The following is a 23609-nucleotide window of genomic DNA, read 5'->3' on the forward strand; positions in this document are numbered from 1 at the left end:
GAGGAACATCGGGGACTCAGTCGTTGCTCTTGCGCAACGCCTCGGTCAGGACCCGGGCCGCGTTGCAGACCACTTCGGCGTGCAACCGGCCGGGCTGCCGGGTCAGGCGTTCGATCGGGCCGGACATGGAGACCGCTGCGATCACCCGGCCGGAGGGCCCGCGGACCGGCGCCGAAACTGAGGCGACCCCCGGTTCGCGTTCGCCGAGGCTCTGGGCCCAGCCCCGGCGTCGTACCCCGGCCAGGACGGTGGGCGTGAAGCGGGCCGCCTGGAGGCCCTCCAGCAGGCGGTCGTGGTCTTCCCAGGCCAGCAGCACCTGGGCGGCGGAGCCGGCTTTCATGGACAGCTGGGTGCCCACCGGGATGGTGTCCCGGAGGCCGATGGGGCGTTCGGCGGAGGCCACGCAGACGCGCCATTCGCCCTGGCGGCGGAAGATCTGCGCGCTCTCGCCGGTGGCGTCACGCAACTGCATCAGTACGGGCCCGGCGGAGGCGATAAGCCGGTCTTCGCCGGCGGCGGAGGCCAGCTCCACCAGGCGGCTGCCCAGCACGAAGCGGCCCTGGATGTCGCGGCTCACCAGGCGGTGGTGGACCAGCGCCAGCGCGAGGCGGTGCACCGTGGGCCGGGCCAGGCCGGTGGCGGCCACCAGCTGGGCCAGGGTGGTGGGGCCGGCCTCAAGTGCATCGAGCACATGGGCCGCTTTGTCGATGACACCAACGCCACTAGAATTGTCCATGTAATGATATTGCCGTCTCAGTATCTGAGATGCAAATCATTGCGCTGGCGTATTTGACGGCACTCCTGATTCAGTGGACATCATCAACCCGCCTGTGCGGCATCAGTCGCGGAGCAGCGGGGACAGCTACGCATTAAAGACAGCAGTGAAGGGAGCAGGCCGTGGCAAAAACATTGGCCGAGAAAGTCTGGGACGCGCACGTGGTGCGCAAGGGGGACGGCGAAGGCGCCAACGCCCAGCCGGACCTCCTCTTCATCGACCTCCACCTGGTCCATGAGGTGACGTCCCCGCAGGCTTTCGAGGGCCTGCGCCTCGCCGGCCGAGGGCTCCGCCGGCCGGATCTCACGATCGCCACCGAGGACCACAACACTCCCACGCTGGACATCGACAAGCCTATCGCGGACCTCACCAGCCGGACCCAGATCCAGACCTTGCGCAACAACTGCAAGGAATTCGGCGTCCGCCTGCACTCCCTGGGCGACGCCGAGCAGGGGATTGTGCACGTGGTCGGCCCGCAGTTGGGCCTCACCCAGCCGGGGATGACAGTGGTCTGCGGCGACTCGCACACGTCTACGCACGGTGCCTTCGGGGCGCTCGCCATGGGCATCGGGACCTCCGAGGTGGAGCATGTCATGGCCACCCAGACGCTGTCCTTGAAGCCGTTCAAGACCTTGGCCATCAACGTCGAGGGCACGCTGCGGCCCGGCGTCACCGCCAAGGACATTATCCTGGCCGTCATCGCCAAGATCGGCACCGGCGGCGGCCAGGGCTACGTGCTGGAGTACCGCGGCTCCGCCATCCGCGCCCTGTCCATGGAAGCCCGCATGACCATCTGCAACATGTCCATCGAGGCAGGCGCCCGCGCCGGCATGGTGGCCCCGGACCAGACCACTTACGACTACATGCAGGGCCGCCCGCACGCGCCGCAGGGCGCGGACTGGGACGCCGCCGTCGCGTACTGGAACACGCTGAGCACCGACGACGGTGCATGCTTCGACGCCGAAGTAGACCTCGACGCCGACACCCTGGAACCGTTCGTGACGTGGGGAACCAACCCGGGCCAGGGCGTCTCGCTGTCCGCCAAGGTCCCTTCGCCGGGTGACTTCGGCGACGAGAACGCCAAGGCCGCCGCCGAGCGGGCGCTGCAGTATATGGGCCTCGAGGCCGGGACGCCGATGAAGGATATCCGCGTCGATACCGTCTTCCTGGGCTCCTGCACCAACTCCCGGATGGAGGACCTGCGGGCCGCTGCGGACATCATCCGCGGGCGCACCAAGGACCCGAAGGTGCGGATGCTGGTGGTGCCCGGCTCCGCCCGCGTCCGGCTCGAAGCCGAGGCCGAGGGCCTGGACAAGGTCTTCACGGACTTCGGCGCCGAATGGCGGTTCGCCGGCTGCTCGATGTGCCTGGGCATGAACCCGGACCAGCTGGAAGTGGGGGAGCGCTGCGCCTCAACGTCCAACCGCAACTTTGAGGGCCGCCAGGGCAAGGGCGGACGCACGCACCTCGTCTCGCCCGTTGTCGCGGCGGCGACGGCGGTGCGCGGCACGCTGAGCTCGCCGTCGGACCTGGACCGCGAACCCGTGTCCGCGTCCGCCGCCCCGGGTGCCGGTGCGGCCTAGCCCTCCGGCGCCGACCCAGCCTGCATCGATCCATCCAGCCCCCCAAAGGATCCGCCATGGAAAAGTTCACCACCCACACCGGAATCGGTGTCCCGCTGCGCCAAAGCAACGTCGACACCGACCAGATCATCCCCGCCGTGTACCTCAAGCGCATTACCCGGACGGGGTTCGAGGACGCCCTCTTCTCCGCCTGGCGCAAGGATCCCGCCTTCATCCTGAATCAGGAACCGTTCAGCTCCGGCTCCGTGCTGGTCGCCGGGCCGGACTTCGGCACCGGCTCCTCGCGCGAACACGCCGTCTGGGCGCTGAAGGATTACGGCTTTAAGGCCGTGCTGTCTTCCCGTTTCGCCGACATCTTCCGCGGCAACTCGGGCAAGCAGGGCCTGCTGGCCGCAGAGCTGGCCCAGGACGATATTGAGCTGATCTGGAAGGTGCTGGAGAACGCGCCCGGCACTGAGGTCAAGGTGGACCTCGGCTCCAAGACGGTCGAGTGCGGCAACGTGGTGGCTCCGTTCGAGATCGACGACTACACCCGCTGGCGCCTGCTCGAAGGCCTGGATGACATCGGCCTGACCCTGCAGCACGAGGAAGACATCACCGCCTACGAGACCACGAGGCCTGCGTTCAAGCCGACGACACTGCCGGCCAAGCTCTCCTGAGATCAACCTGCGGGCACTGATTGCCGTCGTCGAGTCGAAAGGCTCGACGACGGCAGTCCGAGTTAAGTGGCTGCCGAGGCTACCGGGCTAAGCGGTTAGGCAGCCGGCTGTCCGCCCAGGCGGGCGCCCATGATTACCTTTGCCCGGTGTCTGAGGTTCCGCCGGTGAATCGCCTCAGCGTGATCAGCCTCGACGCCCTGCCCGATCCATTGTGGAGCCGGACGTCGGCGGCCGAGGCCGGCTCCTGGCAATGGTGGTGCGGTGGAGTGGTAGGCGTGGCCGGTGGGGGTGGTGAGTTGGAGGGTGTGTCTGGGGCCCGGCCGGGGTTGGGCGTTCCAGCCGGGTGTTTCTTTGGTGTGGTTGCAGGCTTCGCAGAGTCCGGCGCCGTTGTGGCTGGTGGTGGTTCCGCCGTTGTGCCAGGGGACGATGTGGTCCAGGTGCCGGATGGGGGCGTCGCAGTAGGGTGTCCGGCAGGTGTGGTCCCGGGTCTGGATGGAAGCGGCGAAGCCGGGGAGGGAAGATCCGGGCGCGGGAGTCCATGCCGACGAGGTCGCCGGTGCTCGGGGCGGTGTAGAGCCGGCGGAGCCAGGTCCTGAAGGCCGGTTCCCCGTCACGGGGTTGGTCCGCACCGCCGCTGGCCCCGCCCGCGTCGGCGCCTTCAAGGAGTGTCCGGGCCCAGCCGGCGGGGACGGTGCCGTAGCCGGGGAGCCTGGCGGGTTCGCTGTCGGCCTGGAACAGGGTGCGGTCGGTCATGACGAGTTGTATTTCGATGCCGCTGATCCCGCCGGCTTTTCCGGTGGTGCGTTCGACGAGCGCGTCGGCCATGAGCTGGCCCCGGGACCGCTCGTCCCCGCCGGAGCGAAGAGAGTCGGCGTGCCGGGTGAGTGCGGCGTGCATGGCGACACCGGCGGCGACGGGCAGCAGGGCGGTGAGGTAGCACATGGTGTCCGGGGCCGGGCGGAAGCTGACGTGGCGTTCGGTCGCGGCGTGGGCGGCCCGCTGGGTGACGGAGCGCGGATCGCGGCGGTAGGCGGCGGCCCGGGCCGCGGCAACGATGGAACGGTCGCCCGCCCCGTCGAGGGTCCCGGCGTCGGGGGCCAGCTCATCATCGACGGCGGCCCGATCAGCGGCGGACAGGCAGGCAGTCTCACGCACCAGAAGCGTCGCGCGCCATTCGTTGAGCTGCCCGGTCTCCAGAGCCGCGAGGGTGTGTGGCATTTCGGTGACCAAAGCTTTGGCCAAGCCCAGCAATCGGCCTCCCTTGGCGGGGGATTCGCGGCGGGCGAGGGCGAGTTGCGCCCCGACCCCCGCGCCCAACTCGTCCGCGGGCATCCCGGCGTCGGCCTGTTCGCGGCGCTGGAGCAGGTCGAAGGCGACGGCGTGCCGGGCCTGGCGGGCGGCCAGGGCGGACTTCAGGTCCTCCAGTTGGCGTGTCTCGGTGATGAGGTCGGCGGGACTGACCGGGACCGGGAGTCCGACCAGGATCCGGGCCAGAGTCGCGACGGTCGCTGCACTCGCCGGTGCCGGGTCCGCCGGAACTATGTCGTGCGCCTGAATGACGTCCATGTATCAAGTGTCCCTGCGGGCTATGACAGTTATGGCCTGGCGGAGTCGTGCCAAGGCTTCGGGATGCATCGGGGCCTTTTCAGGTCCGGAGAGAACGCCTGGAACGCTGCCCAACACAACGGCCAACTGGAGCCGCGTTAGCAGGATGTCCAGGGCGGAATTCAACTCCCTAAGCCGCCGGTGCTGCGCCGCCACTGATGAAGCCGCCTCTGATCCTCGATTTCCGTCCATAAATCAAGTGAACCTCAGGGGTCAGACAATAACGCAGGACCGGTTGGGCGGCCGCGACGCAAGCGCCAATTGGCGCCAGAAACGTGCGCGTCCGGCATCGCGGGGCAGTGGCGGGACAACCTGGAAACGCCTCCTGGCATCCCAGTCCAAACCATCCATTCCGTGCCGTCCCGGCCGCGCCGTATTTCGGATCGGTAACGCAAGCTCCTATGCTTAGCGGGTGCCTTTGTAAGGATTGGGGGCGAGTAGTCGTGAGGAAACCGGTAAATGAGTAGTGTTCTGACAATCCGCGGAGGCGTCCCGCTGACCGGCCGCGTCACCGTCCGGGGGGCCAAGAATCTTGTCCCCAAGGCGATGGTTGCTGCCCTGCTGGGCAATGAACCGTCCGTGTTGCGCAACGTGCCCGAAATCAAGGACGTTGAGGTTGTCACCAGCTTGCTCCAGCTCCACGGGGTCACGGTGGATAAGGACCCGGTGACCGGGGATCTCACGCTGGACCCGACCAATGCCAAGACGGCCTCGCACACTGCCATCGACGCGCATGCCGGCGACTCGCGCATTCCGATCCTGCTTTGCGGACCGCTCATCCATGCCATCGGCGAGGCCTTCATTCCGGACCTCGGCGGCTGCAAGATCGGCGACCGCCCCATCGACTACCACCTCAACGTGCTGCGCCAGTTCGGCGCCGTCGTGGAGAAGCGCCCGGGCGGCATCCACATCTCCGCTCCCAATGGACTCAAGGGCGCCAAGATTGCGCTGCCTTACCCGTCCGTCGGGGCAACCGAACAGGTCCTGCTCAGCGCCACCCGCGCGGAGGGCATCACCGAACTGACCGGCGCGGCCACGGAACCCGAGATCGTGGACCTCATCGCCGTGCTGCAGAAGATGGGCGCCATCATCAGCGTCCAGACGGACCGCACCATCCGGATCGAGGGCGTCCACGATCTGGGCGGCTACAACCACCGGGCCCTGTCCGACCGGAACGAGTCCGCGTCCTGGGCCTCCGCCGCCCTGGTCACTCGCGGCGACATCTTCGTCGAAGGCGCCACCCAGCGCGACATGATGACCTTCCTGAACACCTACCGCAAGGTGGGCGGCGGCATGGACATCGGCGACGACGGCATCCGCTTCTACCACCCCGGCGGCAAGCTCAGCCCGCTGGTACTCGAAACCGACGTGCACCCCGGGTTCATGACCGACTGGCAGCAGCCGCTGATCGTGGCCCTGACGCAGGCGGAGGGGGTGTCGATCGTGCACGAGACCGTCTACGAAAACCGCTTCGGCTTCACCGACGCCCTGGTCCGGATGGGCGCCAACATCCAGGTCCACCGCGAATGCCTCGGCAGCGTCCCGTGCCGTTTCGGCCAGCGGAACTTCCTGCACTCAGCCGTAATCTCCGGCCCCACCCAGCTCAAGGGCACCGACATTGACGTGCCGGACTTGCGCGGCGGCTTCAGCCACCTCATCGCTGCCCTGGCCGCCTCCGGTACCTCCCGGGTCACCGGCATCGACATCATCAACCGTGGTTACGAGCGCTTCACCGAGAAGCTCGCCGGCCTGGGCGCCGACTTCGACATCACCACGGCCGGGTAGAGGGACCACGTGAAGGAAACGGCCAAGAGCCACATCAACTTTGCCATCGCCGCCGGCATTGTCCGGCCGGTGATGAACCTGCTGATGACCAAAAAGTGGGAGGGCCTGGACAAGCTCCCCGCCGGCGGCTTCATCGCCGCGCCCAACCACTGCACCGAGATCGACCCGCTGGTGATCGGCCATATGCTCTACAACCAGAATCGGATGCCGCACTTCCTCGCCAAGGGCAGCCTTTTCAAGGTCCCGGTGCTGCGTGCCGTTTTGCGCAACACCAAGCAGGTCCCGGTGGAACGCTCGACGGCGGGCGCCAACCGTTCGCTGCAGCTCGCCAAGGAAATCGTGGACGAGGGCGGCGCAATTGTGATCTATCCGGAGGGGACGCTGACCCGCGACCCGGAGCTGTGGCCGATGAAGGGCCACACCGGCGCTGCCCGGATGGCGTTGCAAAGCGGCATCCCGGTGGTTCCGATGGCCCACTGGGGGGCGCATGAGGTCTTTCCGCGCTACGCCAAGCGGTTCCATGTCTTCCCGCGTAAGACCTCTCGGGTGCTTGTGGGCGACCCGGTTGACCTGAGCGCTTTCGCCGGCCGCCCGCTGGACAAGGCCACGCTGACCGAAGCGACGGCCGTGATCATGGACGCCATCACCGAACTGCTCGCCACGCTGCGCGGCGGTCAGCCGCCACTGGTGCGGTGGGATCCCTCGGAGCACAACCAGTCCAGCCATGGCCGCTTCGTGGACCGCGGCGGTAAGCCCGGCGGTGCTGCCCCGGACGCCGGCAGTGCCCCGGACGCCGGCAGTGCCCCGGACGCCGGCAGTGCCCCGGACGGTTTCAAGTGACGGCAGAGCTGCCCGGCGTTAGTGCCGCCGGCTCGGCCGTGCGTGTGGCCGTGCTCGGCGCCGGCTCCTGGGGGACCACCTTTGCGAAGATCCTCGCCGACGCGGCCGACGCGTCCGGCGTCGAGCGCAGCATCCGCCTCTGGGGGCGCCGCGCCGCCGTCGTGGACCAGATCAACACCGTGCACCGCAACGAGCAGTACCTTAAAGACATCGCGCTGCCGGCCAGCATCACCGCCTCCACTGACGTCGCGGACGTCCTGGACGGTGCCGAACTGGTGGTCCTGGCCGTCCCCGCGCAGACCCTGCGGCCGCAACTGCGCGAGTGGAAGCACCTGATTGCTCCGGGCGCGCTCGTCGTGTCGCTGATGAAGGGCCTCGAACTGCACTCCGACGCCCGGATGAGCGAGGTCATCTGCGAGGAGCTCGAGATTCCGGCCGAACGCGTTGCCGTGGTGTCAGGACCCAACCTGGCCATGGAGATTGCCCGCGGTGAACCGACGGCCTCCGTGGTCGCCTGCTCCGACGCGGCGGCGGCCGGCTGGATTGCCCGCAGCTGCACGGCGCCCTATTTCCGCCCGTACACGACGTCGGACGTGGTCGGCGTCGAAATCGGCGGCATCGTCAAAAACATCATCGCCCTCGCCGTCGGCATCTGCGAGGGCAAGGAGATGGGCGACAACACCAAGGCGTCCGTGATCACCCGCGGCCTCGCCGAGACCTCGCGGCTGACGCTCGCCCTGGGCGGCGAAGTCCGGACCATGGCCGGCCTCGCGGGCCTGGGCGACCTCGTCGCTACCTGTTCCTCGGCCCTGTCCCGGAACCACACCGCCGGACGGCTGCTCGGCACAGGGCTGAGCCTGGACGAGGTCACCACCGAGATGACGCAGACCGCCGAGGGCATCAAGTCGGCGCAGGCGGTGCACGAACTGGCCGGCAAGCTGGGCGTCGAGATGCCCATCACCGCCGCCGTCGTCGCGGTGCTGGCCGGAAAACTGTCCGTAGACGACCTGGGCCCGCTGCTGCTGTCCCGGGACCTCAAATCCGAAGGCGATTACTAAAAGTGTCGGAGAAGAACTTGACTACAGAGACCCAGGCGGTCCGCTCCCGGCCCCGCGTGGCGGTGCTCTTCGGCGGCCGCTCCAGCGAGCACGCCGTCAGCTGCGTCACAGCCGCCGGCGTGCTCGGCGCGATCGACCAGGCAAAGTATGAGGTGATTCCGATCGGGATCGCCAAGACCGGCCAGTGGGTGCTGGCCTCCGGTGACACCCGTGAGTGGTCGTTGTCCGCCAGCTCACTGCCGGAAGTCGCGCCGTCGGAGAAGACCGTGACGCTGGCCGAGATCGGCGGCGAACACCAGCTGATCGTGGCCGCGCCCAACCAGGTACCCCAGGAACTCGGCTCCGTGGATGTGGTCTTCCCGCTGCTCCACGGGCCCTTCGGTGAGGATGGCACCATCCAAGGCCTGCTGGAACTGTCCGACACCCGCTACGTCGGCGCCGGCGTCCTGGCCTCAGCCGTCGGGATGGACAAGCACTACATGAAGGTGGTGTTCGAGTCCGCCGGGCTGCGCGTGGGGCCTTACCTTGCGGTGACGGACCGGCAGTGGCTCAACGATCCGGAGCTGGTGCGCAAGCGCGTGGACGCCCTCGGCTTCCCGGTCTTCGTCAAGCCGGCGCGGGCCGGTTCCTCGATGGGGATCTCGAAGGTGGATTCGCTGGAGGGCCTGGACGCCGCCATCGAGGCCGCCCGGCAACACGATCCCAAGCTCGTGATTGAGGCCGGCATCGTCGGCCGGGAAATCGAATGCGCCGTGCTCGAAGGCCGCGGAACAGACGCGCCGCGCACATCCATGCCGGGTGAGATCTCCGTCGCCGGCGGCGGGCACGTCTTCTACGACTTCGCCGCCAAATACGTGGAGGACGACGCCGCGGCGCTCAGTTGCCCGGCCGACCTCCCTGCTGAGGCCATCGCCCGGGTCCGCGAGCTGGCGGCCGTCGCTTTCGACGCCGTGGGCGCCGAGGGCCTGAGCCGGGTGGACTTCTTCTACACGCCCGAGGGCGAACTGATCATCAACGAGATCAACACCATGCCCGGTTTCACGCCCAAGAGCATGTACCCGCAGATGTGGAAGGCCTCCGGGCTGGACTACGCGGAGCTGATCGACGAACTGATCCACCTGGCCCTGCACCGCAAGACCGGCCTCCGCTAGTCCCCACGGGCACCCTAACCTCGCTCCGCTTCGGCCAGGGAACCCTGCCGGCGTGGGCCCAGCGCCTCGGTCGCTACAGCCCGGTGGGCAGGTTCTGCAGGTCCGCCTGGCCCACGCAGTTCCGGTTCGCCTTGATCTTTGCGGCCGGGCCGGAGAGCTCGGCCAGAACGGTGGCCGAGCTGATCTTGTTGGGATCCATCAGGATCTCGGTGGCGGGGTCACGTCCGAAGGTGGTCAGCGTCCACACCGGATCGCCCTCCTTCATCACCCAGTCGACGCCGTTGACGCTGACGCAGCGGTCGGTGGTGGGGCCGGGAACGTTGACGCCGCAGCGCAGGACCACGAGGGACGGGTCCCCCCACGCCGCCGTTGCCTGGCTGTCGGTCTTGCGCAACTTCGCCTCTCCGATGCTGTCCGGCAGCGCGAGCATCATCGGCGCGCATGCCGCGTTCGCCGCGTCCTTGGCGGGGGCGACGTCGACGGCGGGGGAGCAGCCGCTGAGCACCAGCCCGGCGGCGGCTGCAGTGGCAAAAAGGCGGAGCGGACGAAGGGAACCGGGCCGGCGGAGCTGTTGCATCCATCCAGCCTATCCCGGTGGGTGAGGTAGCCCGGACGGGGACAACAACAGCCCTTGGCCGCTTGCTGCCGGACGTGCCGGGGAGGCTGTAGAATGCTTTCGGTGCCGCCGCACGTTGGTGGCCTGGACACCCGGTACGTCGGTGAACTTTACGACGCACTGAATTGGATATTGCTTTGGGGGAATACTTGAACTCGTCACGCTGCGCCGGCCGCACGGCCATGATCCGAAGCACGACGGCGGCACTCGGCGCAGCCGTGCTTCTCACCCTCAGCCTTGGTGCAACCCCCGCTCAGGCGGACGACCCGGCCACGCCCGCGCCCAGTCCCGGTGGGACCATTGTGCTGCCGCTGCCGGCGGAGACACCCTCCACCCCCACGAATCCAGAGCCGGCACCGGCACCGGCGCCCGATCCCCAGCCCGAAGTGACGGCGCCCGGGACGCAGGGGCCACCCCTCGATCAGCCGACTATCCCCGCAGGGCCCGTAGCGTCTCCAGCTCCGAACCCTGATCGAGTGTCGCCGTCCGTGGACTGGGCGGTCCCAGCAGCGCCCGCGCCGGCTGGCGGCAACCCGGTCCAAAACAAGGCCGCAGTCATCCCCCCGGCCGTCCCGGCGCAGCCCGCCGCCCAGCCGGCGGAGACCAGTTCACCGTCGCCGGAACCGACGCCATCGGAGAGCGCTGCCGCCAAGGCTCCGCCCCAGACACCTGCACCGGAGCCGACGCTGGCCGGCCCGGTTGCCCACGCCGCCCCGGTTATCCAAGCAGCGGTGACAGCAGCAACAGGAAGCCCGTTCGGCGTCCAGCTGGTCACTGTCCTGATCCTGCTCGGGGCAGGGTTTGCCTACTTCCGCGCCCTGGGCGCTAAGGGTACCCGGTCCGCGGCGAAGGCCGGAAAGTAGCATGTCCCGGAACACCTTCCAGGGCCTGTCAAACAACGCCGAAGCTGAAGTTCGTCCTGTCCGGGTGAGCCTGTTGGTGCATTCCTATTGGCCCGAGAGCAGCCCTCCGCAGCGCCGCTGGACGGCACTCCTGAAAGAATTCTGCGCCTCGGGGTGGGATATCGACGTCGTCACGCCGGTGGCCCACGCCCCGTCGGGCCGGCGGGAACTTCCCCCTGAGCGGGCCGGACGAGCCTTCCGGCGGCAAAAAGGACAGTTCACCGAGATAATTCGCCGCGTTCCATACCTGCCGCACGGAAACTCCCAGTTGGCGCGCTTCGTCGATCATTGTTTCTCGGCCGGGATGACAGTGCCCTTGGGCCTCCTGACCCGCCGGCCCGACGTCGTGCTCGCCACCGCGCCGAGCCTGCCGATCCTCGCGGCGGGCTACCTTTTGGCCCGTGCTCGCAGGGTTCCGCTAATCGTTGAAATGCGGGACGCCTGGCCGGACCTCGCCCGCGACTCCCGCATGGTGAAAGGCCGCATTAAGAGCGTGGTTGAGGTGGCCGTCGAGTTCATCCAACGGCGCGCCGACCTGGTGGTCACCGTCACCGAGGGGTTTGCGGACACCCTCCGCCTGCGGGGACTTAAGAATGTTGCGACCGTCAGCAACGGCCTGCATGTGGACACCATCCCGTTCCTTCCTCCGCCGGAACCGGAGCGTGAGATCTTTGAGGCGCTCTACCTCGGCAACCACGGAGCAAGCCAGCGCTTGGAGGTCGTCATCCGCGCCAGTGCACTGGTGGGCGACGCGATGCACCTGCACCTGGTGGGGCACGGGACACAGTCGCCGGCGCTGGAAAAGTTGGCCCGCGAGCTCGAGGCTCCGGTCACCTTTCACCAGCCTCAGCACGGCCAGGCCGTCCTTGACCGCTACGCTTCGGCGGATACCTGCATCATTTCGCTTCGGGACGACTGGAAATCGTTCGAAACCACGGTCCCTTCCAAGACCTATGAGGTGTTGTCCCTGGGCCGTCACGTAACGGCAATCGTCAAGGGCGAGGCCGCGCGCATCATCGATGACGCCGAGGCCGGGGACATCGTGGCCAGCACTCCGGAGGCCGTCGCCGAGCTGTGGCGCGAGCTCGCATCGGACCGATCACGGCTGGTGCGGGCCGAAGCCAGCCGTCAATGGGTCAAAGAAAACGCCGACTACGGCCAGCTGGCCGGGCGGTACATGGACCTCATTGCCGAGTTGCTTGGCCGGGAGCCGGTCCCAGCCCGATGACCCAGCTTTTCCGTAATATCCGGCTGGCCGTGGGGGTGGCCGGGAGCCACCTGACCGACGATCCCCTCCTGCTGCTCCTGCAGTTCAGCCGACGTCTGCCGCTAACTCTGGTACGGCCGCTCTCGACGGCGGTTTTACGTCTCGCCCTTCACGGCTCCAGCGCTTTCCCTGTTCTTCTCGCCGGACTAGTGGCCGGCGAAGACGCAGACGTGGAGCACCGGCTCTCACAGCCCGCAAGTGCCAAGGCGGCAGGGGAGCACGCCCGGCGCCTCGCCGACGTCGCTCTCGCCGCCCGGTTACCCGCCCTCGCCGATGATTTCCTCGGCCGCGCAGGCGGCGCTGCTGGCTTGGCCCGGACCCTGGCGCGACGGTCGTGGTACGACGGCGCCGTCAGCGACGCCGTCACGCTCCTGGAAGGTGACGGCAGGGCGAGCCGGAGTCAGCGGGCGCGCCTGGCCGCGGAAGTGAGCGTTCTTTCCGGCGCGGAGGCTCCTCAACTGGGCCGCAGAAATTACAGCCCGGTCCCACGACGGGTCCTGCACCTGCTGACCAACTCGCTCCCGCACACAGCGAGCGGCTACGCGCAGCGATCCCATTCCATTCTTGCCGCACAGCAGGCCGCAGGCTGGGACGTTCTGGCCGTCACCAGGCTGGGCTACCCCGTCCAGATCGGCAAGATAACGGCGAAGCCGGTGGACGTGGTGGACGGTGTCCGCTACCGGCGGCTCCTTCCGGCAAAACTGGCTGCGACGATGGACGCGAGGCTGCAACAACAGGCCGAGGAACTCCTGGACGTCGTGCTGGAGTTCCGGCCAAGCGTGCTGCACACCACCACGCACTACGCTAACGCTCTGGTAGTCCGGGCCGTGGCCCAGGCCGTGGGCATTCCCTGGGTGTATGAGGTGCGCGGGCAACTTGCCGACACCTGGGCGTCGACGCGGGGTGCGGCGGCTAAGAGCAGCGAGTACTACCGGCTCTTCCAGGAACGCGAGGCCGAGGTCATGCGGGACGCAGGCCTGGTGGTGACTTTGGGCAGCGCGATGAAAGCCAACATCGTCGCGGCCGGCATCCCGGAAAAGAAAGTTTTGATCGCTCCTAACGCCGTAGGCGGGGACTTCCTCGACGAACCGCCGGCGCCTGCGACCGCGCGTCGTGAGCTTGGACTCAACGAGGCGGGACAGTACATCGGCACGGTGAGCAGTTTGGTAGCCTATGAGGGCCTCGACTGCCTCATCGGAGCGTTTGCGCTGCTGGCTACGAGATTTCCGGAGCTCAAATTGCTAATTGTGGGTGATGGCGTCTCCCGGCCCGCACTTGAGGTTCAATCCCGTGAGTCCGGCTTTAGCGACCGGATCATCTTCACGGGGAGGGTTCCGCGGCAGCAGGCAGCGAGATATCACCAAGCTTTGGATGTATTTGTTGTGCCACGCAAAGATCTTGACGTCACGCGGTCCGTGACCCCCCTTAAACCGGTTGAGGCACTCGCCTGCGCCCGGCCTGTGGTGGCAAGCAGGTTGCCGGCGCTGGAGGAGATTGTTGACGACGGCGTCGATGGTTTGTTGGTGCAGCCGGAAAACCCGGAGGAGTTGTCACAAGCGTTGGGGGTGTTGCTGACGGAGGCCTTATTGAGAGCGTCCATGGGGGACGCCGGCCGGACGAAGGTCTTGGCGACTAGAACTTGGGCTGCAAACGCCAAAGCCGTGGCAACGGGTTACAACGAGCTGTCTATCAAGAAAAATGAGGAGAATAGTTAGTGTCCGCAGAAACCGAAGTGGGGCCGGCCCAGCCGTTTGTCCAGCCGTTATCTGTCGACATGCGCCGGCTGACGCGCGTCGGCTCGCGTCCCGGCTTCTTGGACTATCTCGTTCAATTGTGGGATTTCCGGCAGTTCATCTTTTATGACGCCCGCGCCCGTGTGCAGAGCGGAACTCGGCGCGACCGTTTAGGGAGCGCGTGGTTGCTTCTTAATCCGGTATTCAACGGCCTAACCTACTATATTATTTTCGGCGTTTTGCTGCAAACCAGCGGCGGAATTGACAACTTTTTAGGCTATTTGGTCACCGGAATCTTTGTCTTTCAGTTCAGTGCAGGTGCCGTAACGTCCGTGGCCCGATCCATACAAAGCAACCGCTCCGTTGTCCAAGCATTCAATTTTCCCCGCGCGGCGTTGCCTATAGGTGCGAATTTGCGTGAAGAGATCGCCGCCGTTCCACTCATTATTGCGATGCTGCTGATAGTGATAATCTTGCCGCCTGTTGAGTTCATCGGTCCTCTTTGGCTATTAATAATTCCAGCATTGGTTCTGATGTCCGTCTTCAACCTGGGCATTGGACTAATTTTGGCTCGAATAATCTCTCGGATAAATGATGTAACTCATCTTTTGCCGTTCATTATTCGGCTATGGATGTATGGTTCTGCCATCTTCTACTCTTATGATCGATTTATCACGCATCCAGTCTTATTGGAGATGATGAAGTTGAATCCATTATTCAACGTCATCAATATCGTCAGGGACTGTGTTCTTTACAACCGAATACCAGAGTGGCAGTCCTGGGTTACCTTGGCCGTCTTCGCCTTGGGCACCTTGATGATTGGTATTATTTTCTTTTGGCGTGGGGAGGAGAACTATGGCCGCGACTGAGGACGCCGTATTCGTCGATGGCAGTCCCTGTGTCGTTTTGGACTCCGTTCGAATGAGCTACAGTGTCGACTCCACTGCGAAAGGCGGTCCAGGCGGCGCCAGCCGGAGGCAGAGGATTCTGAATAGGGCACTTGGTCGCCAAAAAAAGGTCCGCGTTGACGCGTTAAAAAACATATCCCTTGTGGTGGAACGCGGCGAGTCGGTTGGTATCATCGGCCGCAACGGCTCGGGGAAGAGCACCATGATGAAGTTGATCAGTGGACAGGGCCGCCCGACGTCCGGTGCCGTCTACGCATCGAGCACTCCCATCATGCTTGGCGTTCACGCTGCGCTGGTTCCCGATCTGGCCGGAGACCAGAACGTAGTCTTGGGTTGCCTAGCAATGGGTATGGAGCGGTCGGTCATACACAAGAAATTTGACAGCATAGTTGAGCTTTCAGGGCTGGTTAATTCTATCCACTTGCCGATGAAGTCATACTCTTCGGGCATGGGCTCACGGTTGCGTTTTGCAATTGCGGCGGCTGTGGATCCAGAAATTCTTTTAGTTGATGAAGCTTTGAATACAGGTGATGCTCAATTTGTGGATCGAAGCCGTAAACGAATGGATGAGTTACGGCAGAATGCGGGTTGTGTTTTTCTGGTGAGCCACAGTCTTCACACAATTGTAGACATGTGCACACGAGTTCTCTGGCTGGATAACGGGGAACTGATCATGGATGGTGAGCCCACAGAGACAACTGGCGCATACAAAAGCTTCACGGATCACCTCGCCAAGGGAAACAACATTTCGGCCGCCAAGATCAAAGATGAGGCGCGTTCCGCGTTGGTCGTCACCGAGATCCATCCCAGGATCCAAGGCCGCCGCGCCGGGAGTCCGTCGTGACACTTATTCGCAATGCCCGATCTGCGCTGTGGCATGTTCGTAAAGGTGGCATCCGTCAACTTCGACAGTGGTACCTGCGTCGCCTCGCCGAAGCAGGACATCACATTCCCGCGAACATCAGGGGCGCCGAGGGTGGCTGGAAGGGAAGGGGCCGCCGACGGCGTCTGAGTTTCAGACCGTTCGAAGCACCCAAGGTCAAGCCGCGTCGGGTGGATCTGCGTGTTGGGATCATTTTGGACGACTTCTCCCGAGCGGCGTTCGGTTTCGAATGGAACACGTTGGTTCTGTCGCGAACGAACTGGCGCGAACAGCTCGAGTCAGTTCCGGTGGACCTCGTATTTATAGAGTCCGCCTGGAACGGAAATGGTGGCGACTGGAAGTACCAGCTCACCGGAGAGTCTGGCCCCAAGCCCGAATTCCTCGCCTTGATGGATTGGTGCCGAAATAGTGGCATTCCGACGGTCTTTTGGAACAAGGAGGATCCGCCACATTTCGATGATTTCCTCCCAGCCGCGCGTCTGTTTGATTTTGTGTTTACGAGCGATGCCAACAAGATTCCCGACTACCAATCGGCTCTGGGACATCAGCGAGTCGCCGTGTTGCCCTTCGCCGCGCAGCCTGCGCTTCACAACCCGATACGTCCGGGGCGCGGGCACCAGACTCGCGGCGTCGCATTCGCCGGGATGTATTTCTCTCACAAGTATCCTGGGCGCCGTGCTCAGATGGACATGCTCTTGGGAGGTGCCGCGGACGCTGCGGCGAAAGGCGAGTTCGAATTTGAGATATTCTCTCGGCAACTGGGTCGGGACCCCCACTATCAATTTCCCGCTCCGTTTGCCTCGCACGTAGTGGGGAGCCTGACCTACCCGCAGATGTTAACGGCCTACCGTTCTTACAAGGTTTTCCTGAACGTTAATTCCGTCGTCGATTCCCCAAGTATGTGCGCGCGACGGATTTTTGAGATTACAGCAAGCGGCACTCCGGTGGTGAGCTCGGCGTCGGTAGCGATTGGCACCTATTTCGGCGGTGACGAGGTGCTCGTGGCGACCACCCGGGCCGAGGCCGCTGCGCAGATCCGGTCCGTGGTGGCCAACCCGGAATATCGGGACAGGATTGTCCATAGAGCCCAGCGCCGTATTTGGGAAGCTCACACGTATTCTCACCGTGCAGAAACTGTGGTGGGGGCGGTAGCCCCAGAACTCGCAAAACCACGAGTTCTACCCACTGTGAGCGCACTGGTCTGTACTTTTAGGCCGCAGCAATTGGTAGACGTCTTCACGACTGTCGGCACCCAGCGGAACGTGGAGCTGGAGCTGGTTCTGCTGACCCACGGCTTTGAGGTAGCCGAGGAAAGGCTGATAGATCTTGCCCAACGCCACGGCGTTATCAACTACCAATTCCTTTCAGCGCCTCGCGAAAGGACCCTGGGGGAGTGCTTGAACCTCTGCGTGGCCGCTTCGAAGGGGGAGGTGCTGTCCAAGGTCGACGACGACGACTTCTACGGGCAGGACTACATGCTAGACATGCTCAATGCACTGGACTATTCGAAGGCCGCAGTCGTCGGGAAGCAGGCCCACTACATGCACTTCCTGTCGAACCAGGCGACAATTCTTCGTTCTGCCCACAAGGAGCACCGATTCGGCCGCCTCGTCGCCGGTCCAACTATTACGGCGGCTCGCTCGGTTTTCGAAGCTCACCCCTTCGAGCTAAGAAACCGAGGGGAAGATACCCGCTTCCTTGAGGCTGTCGGGCTCGCCGGTGGGGCGATCTATTCGGCGGACCGTTTCAACTACTGCCAGATTCGGCGTGGAACGGGCCATACCTGGGACATCGCTGACAAAGAACTTCTTGCATCCGGACCAATCAAATTTTTTGGTCGACCAACTGAAAACATCACCATCTAGGGGGAACTGTCTTGGGTACCATCCAACGAGTAGCGGTTATTGGACTGGGGTATATCGGCTTGCCGACGGCGGCAATTCTTGCCACAAACGGCTTCGAAGTTGTCGGAGTTGATGTCAATCGGCGAACAGTCGAATCCGTGAACGCAGGTGAAGTTCCCTTCGTGGAACCGGACCTCGGGGTTCACGTGGCCGGCGCCGTCAGCAGAGGGAGCCTCCGGGCTTCCCTGGATACTCCCAAAGCAGACGCATATATCGTCGCAGTGCCTACTCCTTTCAGCGCAGACCGGTCGGCAGACCTCAGCTACATTGAAGCTGCGGCGCGGGGGATTGCGCCGCAACTCGAGGGTGGTGAACTCGTTGTCCTGGAGTCGACCTCGCCTCCCCGGGCCACGAGGCACCTTGCTGACTACATCCTCAACCTCCGGCCCGACCTCTCCCTGGACGGAGCTGGCGGGAAGCCGGCAATTTTGTTGGCCCACTGCCCCGAACGCGTTCTGCCGGGACGAGTCATGATTGAGCTCGTGACCAACGACCGCATTATCGGAGGCATCACACAGGAAGCTGCCGAGCGGGCGAAGGCCCTCTACGCGACGTTCTGCCAGGGAGAAATCCATGTGACCGATGACATCACGGCGGAAATGGCAAAGCTCGTGGAAAACTCGTTTCGCGACGTTAATATTGCCTTTGCTAACGAGCTGTCCGTAATCAGCGACCGCTTGGGGATCGATGTTTGGGAACTGATTCGACTCGCTAATCACCACCCCCGCGTGAATATCCTCCAGCCAGGACCGGGAGTCGGCGGTCACTGTATCGCGGTAGATCCGTGGTTCATCGTTGCTGAGGCCCCTGAGCAAGCCAGGCTGATTAAAATCGCGCGGACCGTTAACGACACAAAACCGTTATGGGTGGTTGACAAAGTTATTCAAGCCTTGGAAGCGGCACCATTAGGGACTCAGATCGCCATCCTTGGACTCGCGTTCAAGGCCAACATCGATGATCTCCGTGAGTCACCGGCCGTTGAAATCACCAGGTTGGTCGCTGAGCGCTCACCGGAGTCGAAGATCAATGTCGTAGAGCCGCACGTCGAGCAGTTGCCGCATCAGTTCACAGGTTTGGATAACGTGGAGCTCACGGATCTGACAGTCGGTTTGAAGAACTCAGGTATTGTAGTGTTGCTCGTCGACCACGATGACTTTAAGGCTGCGGGGCAACTTGATCTGGACGGCAAAGTCATTATCGATACACGCGGGATCCTTTCGGTCTGACGGTTGCGGCTTGCAACAAGTCACCGCCGTCACCAGCCGTAGCACCGTTGCCGGGGGTTGGGGGGCGACAAATCTCTTGGAGGGAAATTATCATGCGCTTCATTGGAGAGACACGGTTCAGCCTACTGAAACCGGAGTCACCCAATTGGCTGGCGTCGAACGGCAGCAGATTTGGGTCTCTCGAAGAATATCGGGACTACTTGTATTCAACGAAACGGCTGGACGTGAGAAGCGAGATCTTCCTAGACGTTTCTCTACCGCAGTTGCAGCGGGCCTCGGCAAGCGTTGACTACCGCCACGTCGTGTCCTACTCAGAAACACTGCCCGCAACATATCAGCTGCGGTTGGAAGAAGCTCGGCGGCAGTTCGACTTTCTTGTACTCGACCGGCATACGGGCGACACTACCGAAAGTTCGTCCCTTGAAGTAGCCAGGGAAATCTTCGGCCCGGACAGCCCAACTGGTGGAGCAGGGACACCCTTCGGCTGGTTCCGACTCGATGACGATGACCTGTTGTCCGCAGATTACTTTGAGCAGATGCGGCCATACGTCACCGCCGCAAACGTCGGGATGCAGGTTAGTTTGGGCAGCGGGTACACAGCGCTGTGGAAGGACGGATGCTTTTATGATCCGCGAAGCGCCTGGAGTCCGCTGATCGCCGTGGGTCTTCTCAGTATCTGCATGTTTGATGGCACTGGACAGGTTATCCGTCCCGTAGAGGCGCCCCATCACGAGTCGGACCGCTACAATCCCGTTATTCTGGACTCACGTAAAGCGGGCTACCTGTGGGTTAGGCATCTCTCGCAGGACACGTCTCTCCGTTGCGTCGAAGGCGGCCCTGATGAGGCGCTAGCGAGTATTATGAAGGATCTCAACCGCTTTCCGCGGGTGAACTCGATGGGCGAAGTCGAAAGGCTGTTCCCCCTTAGTGCAGAGCGGTTTTCACCGGCGCCCAGCCCGGGCTTGGCGTTGATTGCCGTGGGTCACCCGATTCCTGCGCTCGACGAACGGGGGCTGCGGGTCGAGACAGGAGCCACTGATCGCGCGATCCAGGTGGAGCTGACGCTGGAGTGCGGGGCGGATGCCGTTGCAGGAAACGCGCTGCTGGGCTTGGACCTCGTGGATTCGGCAGGAATCCCTTTGGGGCCGGACGATATGCAGGACGAACTCCGCCAACTCGGGCTGTCCTTTTCGCAGGTGCCGGGAATCGGTCATTTTCGGTACCTCGCGTCGCGCCCAGGGAGATCAGACTACTCAGTGACGCTAAACCTGCCCGACGGCGTATTCTGCACGTCCGTTCTCCTCCGACGCTGGAACAACCCCGCATTGGACATTCGTGTGGCTCGGCTTGAGATTTTTGGCATGCAGTTCCGTGGCGCTCCTAAGTCCAAGCCCGTTAAAGTGTTCATCTGGGGCAGTTGCGTGTCGCGGGATCCATTTGAACTCGATTCCGACATCGAAATCGTCGACTACAGAGCCCGGTCGTCCTTGGGAAGCGCATTTGCTGCCCGTCCTCTGGATTGGGAGAATCAGATCGACCTTGGATCACTGACTAGCCCTTTCCAACGACGCATGGCGACTGCCGATGTCATCAAGTCGCTGGCAGTAGACCTGCGAAGTGCGGAATTCGATGCTCTAATTTTGGACTTCATCGACGAGCGCATGAGCACGGTGGACTTCTGCGGTTCCGTCGTGACGGATTCCCCCGAGCTGGCGGCGGCAGGCCTTAACGTGCCAGCCACACTCAAGCATGAACCGTGGAGCGAGAATGGGTGGGCACTTCGCAAGGCTGGCATCGTGTCACTTCTTGAAATTGTGGATCCATCCCGCATCATTGTCAATCGCGTTTATTGGGCGACCACCGACGATGCTGGAGACGCGTTTGCCCAGGCGAGATGGATTGCCAAGAATAATGCCTTCCTTCGCGAACTCTATGAAATCATTGAACTGATTCCCGGCATTCGATTCATCGACTATCCGGACGAAATGCTGGTCGCCGGATCCGAACATCATTGGGGGCGGCAGCCCTATCACTACATTGCCGAGCTGAATCAATACTTTCTCTTCGAGGTGGAGAAGATGCTTGCCGCAGACTGATCCGGCCCGTCGTATTTAGGTATCGTTCGTTTGATCGGTCCGGTAAGGCCGCGTCCCGCTGCGGTATGTATGAGCGTATTTCCGTCTGGGATCCATGAGATAGCTCGGGCCCTACTTGAGTATTCTCCCATAAGAGGTGGCAGGTCGAGCCTGCCAGAAATCCTGAAGAGATTAAGTGAAAGTAGTTAAGCATGGAAAAGCAAATCAAAATAGAAGAGTATGCTCGGCTCTTCGTCAAGGATCTTTCGTCGGTCTGGTCGATCGCAAAAATTGAGAATGGTTACGAAGTAACATTTCCTAATGGCCGCCGTGGGCTGATACGAGGCGAAGACACCCAATGGGCTCATGATTTCGCCGATGATCCCATTACGTCCAGGCTTTGGTTTCACAGCCTTTCGTACGCCCCTCACTTCTACTGGGACTACGGGGACTGGGACACGACAGCCGCAGTTTTTTCGTCCTATGCGCGCTTCTTCCAAGAACAGCTGCGCAAGCCAGGCTACCGTCCTATGAACAGCTTGGACCATGCTCACTCAGTTCAGCTCCTTGTCGTGAGTACTACCTACGCTTCGCTCATCGAGAAGGGGGAACTCACTCCCGATAGGGAAAAAGTTTTAGTCGACTTTGTTGAGACAATTGCGTTGTCGGCGACCGCGGATGGAATGATCACCGCGAACAATCACGGCATGATGCTTACCCGCTCATTGGCACATGTGGGCTTCGCGTTCGAGGGTAAGACGGATATGGCGGCTCGGTGCAAAGAATTGGGTAAAGGTCGTTTTGATGAGATCATTCGCGGGGCCTTCGATGAAGAAGGCATTGCAAATGAGAACACTCCGGCTTACCAAGTTCTTTACATGCGCGTAATCGAGACTATGATTACCTTTCTCTCACAAACAGAAGGGGAAGACGACCCGATGCTTGTGAAGTGGAAAGCTCTTATGGAATTGGCGAGGGACTCCCTTGCTCTTCAACTCTTTCCCGATGGAACGATCCCACCAATAGGCGACGACGCGGGGGGGCCGTCGCCCTACGCTGGGCGAATTGGCGAACTCTACTCACCTACGAATGGAATCTTTGTCCGCAAGGATGATGAACAATATGTGTCGATTATCTCCGGCAACAAAGGTGTCGTGCATAAACAATTCGACGACACATCGATTCGCATCCAATACAAAGGCGTCGATTTGCTAATTGACGCTGGACTGCTCAGTTATGATGTCACTGACAGGATCGGAAGGTCGATCGTCTCACAGCGAGGTCATTCCGGTTTATACTTCACAAGATTTGACGATATTGTTCCCCGCGACGTATTTTCGGCTAATCCACCACGGCAATCCGGGTCATTAACCCGTGGCGTGGACGATAAGGGCTACGAGTATTTCGATTGCTCATACGTAATCGATGATCTTTACAAAGCCAAGCGTCGATACACGTTCCTGTCTCGATCCAAAATAGAAATCAACGACGCATACTCAGCGCCGGATGCCACGGAACCAGTAGTCCAGCGATTCATCCTTCCGAGGCGGGCGCAACTCACGTTTAATCCGTCGGGCGTACGTGTCGATGTAGACGATGCGTCTCTCGTCATCGAAACCGAGGGTGATAACGGTGTCCGGGTATACCATGGCTCTCAGGCGGAGCAGCCGAAGGGCTGGCGTGCTGTCAAACAATACAATTCTGAGCCCTGCTGGTGTCTTGAAATTTCGCCTGCACAGGGAGTTCTGAATATGAACACCTCCATAGCATTCGGTGATAAAACACTTGATAGGCGGCCCTAAGCAGAAGCTTGCATCTTTATTTCCAACACTGGGACAGGACGTAACTGGTGGGTGGCTGTCGTTTTACGGTCGCCTTGCGAGGTGCCCAGGTGGTTGTGGTATTCGGCTGGGCGTCATGGCTCGGAAATAGATTGTAGTCCCTCGCCTATCTTCCTAGCAGTCTCGATTCCTGGCCTACTTCACCACGCAACGCCCATCGAATGGCGGCACCGAAGCCATCATCGAACTCCACCGTCCCCTGGCCCGCGGCTACTGCAACCGATACAACTACCGCCTCCGAATGCGGCTCTTCGTGGTTCGTGGGGAAAGTGATTCCCGGGTGAGTGGGCTCTTCGTGGTTCGTGGGGAAAGTGATTCCCGGGTGAGTGTCATACCGCCGTCCGGACGGCACTTCTCAAGAGAATAACCGATTTGTAGTTGGCGGCGTTGCGGTAGCCGCGCGCGGTGCGCTTGATGTTCTTGATAGCGGTGTTGTTGGTTATCTGGAGCCACCTCCTTGGACCTGCGAAATCATGGGGTTGTGCGTGGCTGACACGTCTTTGACGGGGTTCTGCCCGGTGAGTCAGGGCTCCTGACATGGGGATTCGGGGGCTGGCCGGGTTTCCCGGATTGGCGGGGATTTTGCGGGTCCAGGGTCTTTCAATTCTGCCCGCAGTGTCATATAATTAGGGGGAGATTCTATTAGGTTCCGGGAGGTGGGAAGATGGGCAGGATGACCGCGCAGCCGCCCCTTCCCCTGTGCCCGCCCGAGGCGGTGGAGCTTGGGGCCGCCGCCGTCCTGGAAGACGAAACCGGCGGCCGGGTCTACCTCTTCGGGGTACTGTCCTTCCAGTGGGA

17 protein-coding genes and 1 pseudogene are annotated in these 23609 nt (G+C 62.8%); 15 read left to right on the forward strand and 3 right to left on the reverse strand.

Going from position 1 to position 23609, the window contains the following annotated elements; all coding sequences use genetic code 11:
- Positions 1-16 precede the first annotated feature (16 nt).
- Positions 17-736, reverse strand: a complete 720-nt coding sequence (locus ABIB14_RS01335; protein ID WP_354233500.1) for an IclR family transcriptional regulator — start codon at positions 734-736, stop codon at positions 17-19.
- A gap of 161 nt (positions 737-897) precedes the next feature.
- Between ABIB14_RS01335 and leuC the strand changes: the two genes are divergently transcribed.
- A complete protein-coding gene (gene leuC, locus ABIB14_RS01340) occupies positions 898-2358 on the forward strand; it encodes a 3-isopropylmalate dehydratase large subunit (protein WP_354233501.1) in 1461 nt (486 codons plus the stop codon).
- 56 nt (positions 2359-2414) lie between these two features.
- A complete protein-coding gene (leuD, locus tag ABIB14_RS01345) occupies positions 2415-3017 on the forward strand; it encodes a 3-isopropylmalate dehydratase small subunit (protein ID WP_354233503.1) in 603 nt (200 codons plus the stop codon).
- A gap of 95 nt (positions 3018-3112) precedes the next feature.
- Here leuD and ABIB14_RS01350 read toward each other — a convergent pair.
- A pseudogene (locus ABIB14_RS01350) lies at positions 3113-4583 on the reverse strand (HNH endonuclease).
- 498 nt (positions 4584-5081) lie between these two features.
- Here ABIB14_RS01350 and murA point away from each other — a divergent pair.
- The 4 genes from murA to ABIB14_RS01370 are packed head-to-tail and all read left to right on the forward strand — an operon-like array spanning position 5082 to position 9456.
- Positions 5082-6407 carry a UDP-N-acetylglucosamine 1-carboxyvinyltransferase gene (gene murA, locus ABIB14_RS01355; RefSeq protein ID WP_354233505.1) on the forward strand — a complete coding sequence of 442 codons (1326 nt, stop codon included), beginning with the start codon at positions 5082-5084 and terminating at the stop codon, positions 6405-6407.
- 9 nt (positions 6408-6416) lie between these two features.
- Entirely contained in the window at positions 6417-7247 is an 831-nt protein-coding gene (locus ABIB14_RS01360; RefSeq protein ID WP_354233507.1) for a lysophospholipid acyltransferase family protein, read from the forward strand.
- Positions 7248-7255: 8 nt separating this feature from the next.
- A complete protein-coding gene (locus ABIB14_RS01365; RefSeq protein ID WP_354233548.1) occupies positions 7256-8305 on the forward strand; it encodes an NAD(P)H-dependent glycerol-3-phosphate dehydrogenase in 1050 nt (349 codons plus the stop codon).
- A 2-nt stretch (positions 8306-8307) separates the two neighbouring features.
- On the forward strand, positions 8308-9456 hold the full coding sequence (locus ABIB14_RS01370) for a D-alanine--D-alanine ligase family protein (protein WP_354233508.1): 1149 nt from the start codon (positions 8308-8310) through the stop codon (positions 9454-9456).
- Between the two features lie 73 nt (positions 9457-9529).
- On the opposite strand, the gene ABIB14_RS01375 is transcribed toward ABIB14_RS01370, so the two are convergent.
- Complete coding sequence (locus tag ABIB14_RS01375) at positions 9530-10033, reverse strand: DUF3515 family protein (protein ID WP_354233509.1); 504 nt, start codon at positions 10031-10033, stop codon at positions 9530-9532.
- A gap of 515 nt (positions 10034-10548) precedes the next feature.
- Between ABIB14_RS01375 and ABIB14_RS01380 the strand changes: the two genes are divergently transcribed.
- The 9 genes from ABIB14_RS01380 to ABIB14_RS01420 all read left to right on the forward strand — a co-directional run bounded on the left by ABIB14_RS01380 (position 10549) and on the right by ABIB14_RS01420 (position 22772).
- Positions 10549-10935, forward strand: a complete 387-nt coding sequence (locus tag ABIB14_RS01380) for a hypothetical protein (RefSeq protein WP_354233510.1) — start codon at positions 10549-10551, stop codon at positions 10933-10935.
- A 1-nt stretch (position 10936) separates the two neighbouring features.
- Positions 10937-12202, forward strand: a complete 1266-nt coding sequence (locus tag ABIB14_RS01385; RefSeq protein ID WP_354233511.1) for a glycosyltransferase family 4 protein — start codon at positions 10937-10939, stop codon at positions 12200-12202.
- A complete protein-coding gene (locus ABIB14_RS01390; protein WP_354233513.1) occupies positions 12199-13956 on the forward strand; it encodes a glycosyltransferase family 4 protein in 1758 nt (585 codons plus the stop codon). The genes ABIB14_RS01385 and ABIB14_RS01390 overlap by 4 nt, the downstream gene beginning before the upstream one ends.
- Complete coding sequence (locus tag ABIB14_RS01395; RefSeq protein WP_354233515.1) at positions 13956-14843, forward strand: ABC transporter permease; 888 nt, start codon at positions 13956-13958, stop codon at positions 14841-14843. The genes ABIB14_RS01390 and ABIB14_RS01395 overlap by 1 nt, the downstream gene beginning before the upstream one ends.
- 52 nt (positions 14844-14895) lie before the next feature.
- Complete coding sequence (locus tag ABIB14_RS01400; protein ID WP_354233517.1) at positions 14896-15726, forward strand: ABC transporter ATP-binding protein; 831 nt, start codon at positions 14896-14898, stop codon at positions 15724-15726.
- The gene (locus tag ABIB14_RS01405; RefSeq protein WP_354233518.1) at positions 15723-17630 is read left to right on the forward strand and encodes a glycosyltransferase family protein; all 1908 of its coding nucleotides are present in this window, start codon (positions 15723-15725) and stop codon (positions 17628-17630) included. Before ABIB14_RS01400 ends, ABIB14_RS01405 begins: the two co-directional genes overlap by 4 nt.
- 11 nt (positions 17631-17641) lie before the next feature.
- A complete protein-coding gene (gene wecC, locus ABIB14_RS01410; RefSeq protein ID WP_354233519.1) occupies positions 17642-18895 on the forward strand; it encodes a UDP-N-acetyl-D-mannosamine dehydrogenase in 1254 nt (417 codons plus the stop codon).
- A 92-nt stretch (positions 18896-18987) separates the two neighbouring features.
- Positions 18988-20991, forward strand: a complete 2004-nt coding sequence (locus tag ABIB14_RS01415; protein ID WP_354233521.1) for a DUF6270 domain-containing protein — start codon at positions 18988-18990, stop codon at positions 20989-20991.
- Positions 20992-21182: 191 nt separating this feature from the next.
- Entirely contained in the window at positions 21183-22772 is a 1590-nt protein-coding gene (locus ABIB14_RS01420) for a hypothetical protein (protein ID WP_354233522.1), read from the forward strand.
- The last annotated feature ends 837 nt before the right edge of the window (positions 22773-23609 follow it).

The sequence above is a fragment of the Arthrobacter sp. UYEF3 genome (assembly GCF_040546245.1).
Classification (GTDB): domain Bacteria; phylum Actinomycetota; class Actinomycetes; order Actinomycetales; family Micrococcaceae; genus Arthrobacter.